This window comes from Grylomicrobium aquisgranense (genome assembly GCF_033971865.1).
Taxonomy (GTDB): Bacteria; Bacillota_I; Bacilli_A; order Erysipelotrichales; family Erysipelotrichaceae; genus Bulleidia; species Bulleidia massiliensis.
Genome location: NZ_JALBUR010000065.1, coordinates 1 through 2755 on the forward strand (window position 1 = coordinate 1; position 2755 = coordinate 2755).

General features: G+C 42.0%; 5 protein-coding genes. All 5 read left to right on the forward strand.

From position 1 onward, the window contains the following. Positions 1-442: 442 nt before the first annotated feature. The 5 genes from MOZ60_RS11350 (at position 443) to MOZ60_RS11370 (ending at position 2585) form a co-directional block, all read left to right on the forward strand. Positions 443-994, forward strand: coding sequence for a hypothetical protein (locus MOZ60_RS11350; protein ID WP_370596761.1), 552 nt, complete (start codon positions 443-445; stop codon positions 992-994). Between the two features lie 6 nt (positions 995-1000). Continuing rightward, positions 1001-1165, forward strand: a complete 165-nt coding sequence (locus MOZ60_RS11355) for a hypothetical protein (RefSeq protein WP_370596762.1) — start codon at positions 1001-1003, stop codon at positions 1163-1165. A gap of 40 nt (positions 1166-1205) precedes the next feature. Next, positions 1206-1550 (forward strand): YjcQ family protein, encoded by a 345-nt coding sequence (locus MOZ60_RS11360; protein ID WP_370596763.1) that lies wholly within the window; start codon positions 1206-1208, stop codon positions 1548-1550. 430 nt (positions 1551-1980) lie between these two features. Next, the gene (locus MOZ60_RS11365; protein WP_370596764.1) at positions 1981-2388 is read left to right on the forward strand and encodes a hypothetical protein; all 408 of its coding nucleotides are present in this window, start codon (positions 1981-1983) and stop codon (positions 2386-2388) included. Then, positions 2385-2585, forward strand: a complete 201-nt coding sequence (locus MOZ60_RS11370) for a hypothetical protein (protein WP_370596765.1) — start codon at positions 2385-2387, stop codon at positions 2583-2585. Before MOZ60_RS11365 ends, MOZ60_RS11370 begins: the two co-directional genes overlap by 4 nt. The last annotated feature ends 170 nt before the right edge of the window (positions 2586-2755 follow it).

Sequence of the window (2755 nt, forward strand, 5' to 3'; positions counted from 1 at the left end):
TCCTCTAAGAGCTGAACAAAAAAGAAGCTGAGTCCTGAAGAATAACATTATTATTCTTCATCCAGCTTCTTAACTTAACGGGTCAAAATCTCAATATCACTTTCATGAGCTTATCTTAATGACATTGAGCGTTCAAGGAGATCTTTTATTATGCTCATCTTTTTGCTTCCTTCCCTTACATTGATATTATAGATTATGTGACGGAATATGCAGTGGTTTTCTGCATATTTATGCGGTTTTCTGTGCTTTTCTGAATCTCGTTCAAATTGTCCAAATTGCCTATGATAGTCTGATACCGTGGAGATCAGCATTGAAAGAGCTGGTCTCTTTTTGCTATGGATGATGATGTGATCAGAGTGCCAGATAGTGAAGATGAAAGCCGTGAAGCTTTGCGCGGTCTGGATCAGCTGTACACCTGCACCTGTACGAACTGCGAGGCAAGGTGCTGGGACACCGGACACATGCGCAGCTGCCGACCATACCGCTGGTAGTGGAGAACTCAGAAGGCTTAAACGCCAGATCTCATCTGGTGATCTGGCAGCATTGCAGGAGTTACGGTGCCAGATCTGGGCAGTTGTCAGTATACGCATTGCAAAAAGGTATTGCGGACGGTATTGCTGATCAGTATGTTCTCATTCAGGTGCTGGATGGTGCATTTTGTGAGAACTATCAGGAAGTGGCAAACGCATCACAGATAGCACTAAAGGCCGCAAATCGGGCTGCAGGAAATGACATGTATTCAACACCATTTCATGAAATGTATCATTGTAAACAAGCTCAGGACTACGAAGCAAAGTATGGCAAAATAACAGCAGACAATTACTCTGAGTATATCAGAGAGCTGCGAGCAGAGTGCAAACAAAGACTTGACAAGGCTGGCATCACATCTGAAAATGCAAATGAAATTAGTGAATATGCAGGAAAGATGTATTCTCATGATGCATATGATGAAGTAGAAGCCGAATATAAAACACTATTGGCATTAAGGAAGTGATTGAAAATGATCCTACGGTTCCCTGAAGAGATTAAAAGATTAGAGGATATTTATAAGCCATATATGAATGGTGCTCACTTAAGAGATGATGCTCCACAAGAAGCAAAGGATGCTTTCAAAAAAGAGGGAGACTGGATTCATGAGCAGTATCGCAAAGCTGGGATGGAATAAGACATCGCATCTGCGGTGATTTTTAGAATGATAATTGTATATGGCCAAAGATGATTATTACTCGATAGCAGCCACGATCTTGGTGTATCTGTATGCAAGACTGAAAGGAAAGCATACAGATGCACCTGATGAATACATTCATGAAAACTCCAAGGAGTTTCCAATCAGCAGGGAATACCTGTATTTTGTTATCAATGAGGTGCATGATCATGGCTATGTCAAAGCTACAGTGATCACAGATATGAATGGTGATCCTGTCCTCATTTCAATGGTCAGCCTAAGAATTACTCAGGAGGGTATTGATTTCCTGCAGAACAATTCCGTAATCAGGAAGATCATCAATACAATCCCGTTGACAGCATCGATATTTGAATTGTTTCAGTAAGCGTCCGTGAAGGATGCTTTTTTGATGGAGGATACATGAAGCTGCAGAGCATACCGGATTGCATCTCGATTTGTGGGATCAAGTTTAAGATCGAGCAGGTTAGTTGCGTTAACAAAGGAGATGGCGGGTACACACTCGGAAAGATCGATTTTTCAACAGATGTTATTCAGCTTGATGCAGACCTTCCTGAAGACAAGAAGCTTCAGGTTCTGATTCATGAGATCCTTCATGCTGTGTTTGACCTGACTGGTAATCAGGAGATTGGCGATGACGAAAAAACAGTACATGGCAGAAGGCATCAAAGAAGGTCCTCAAAGATGATCATGCACAGCATATTCATGCGCACTGCAACTGCACATTTGCTGTTGCATTCAACGAAGCACAGAAGCATGCCTATGATTATGTTTATGACCCAGATAAATATCTGGAGATGTATAACAATGCAGATGGGTCAACGCCAGATGCTAAGATCAGGGAGATCAGACGACAGGTCTACCCTGACATAGCAGAAGCAAGAAACAGGAGAAGAAGAAAATTATATCAAGAAAAGAACCAACGTTCTTTGCCTTCACAATTACCATTTGTCTTTGCTGGAGAGCAGCTATATATACCTGAAGGTGCAGAAATAGAACACCCGGTTACAATAGCTGGAAATGGGGCAAAAACAGAAATTAGACACATCAATGATCTGATAGCTATGTTTGGAGGCACTAAAGAAGAATGGAAAAAGAGAGCCGGCAAAGTAGTCAGCGATAGATTTGTAATAGATGTTCATTGGTATGAAAAGCAAGATGGTATAATACATCTAGAAAAGGTCAAGGAGGTAATTTCCAAATGAAATTGAAATATATTGGTGAAACATTCTATGGCGGTCTTGGACTTACAAACGGGAAAGTCTACGAAACCTCTATTGACAAGTCTGGCATGTATCGGGTTATTGATGATAGCGGTGAAGATTACTTATACTCGCCAACTAATCCAGCTCCTCTTGATGGCAGTTCTAAGGGTGGCAGATGGGAAAGAGTTGAAAAATAGCTAAGACATTGAATGAAGATGATAAGCGGGCGGAAATGTCCGCTTTTCATAGTGTGTCGGGCATGGCACACATCTAGCCTGCAATAGAGGCAGGCCGCGGGTATTTGTCGCCAAGCGAAGTGAACTACCAGCCGAGGGTGAATAACCCAGAGCGAAAGCAGTAGCTAGCA

Coding starts and splice junctions, on each gene's coding strand:
- MOZ60_RS11355 (WP_370596762.1), top strand. CDS start 1,001: ATGATCCTACGGTTCCCTGAAGAGATTAAAAGATTAGAGGATATTTAT.
- MOZ60_RS11360 (WP_370596763.1), top strand. CDS start 1,206: ATGGCCAAAGATGATTATTACTCGATAGCAGCCACGATCTTGGTGTAT.
- MOZ60_RS11365 (WP_370596764.1), top strand. CDS start 1,981: ATGTATAACAATGCAGATGGGTCAACGCCAGATGCTAAGATCAGGGAG.
- MOZ60_RS11370 (WP_370596765.1), top strand. CDS start 2,385: ATGAAATTGAAATATATTGGTGAAACATTCTATGGCGGTCTTGGACTT.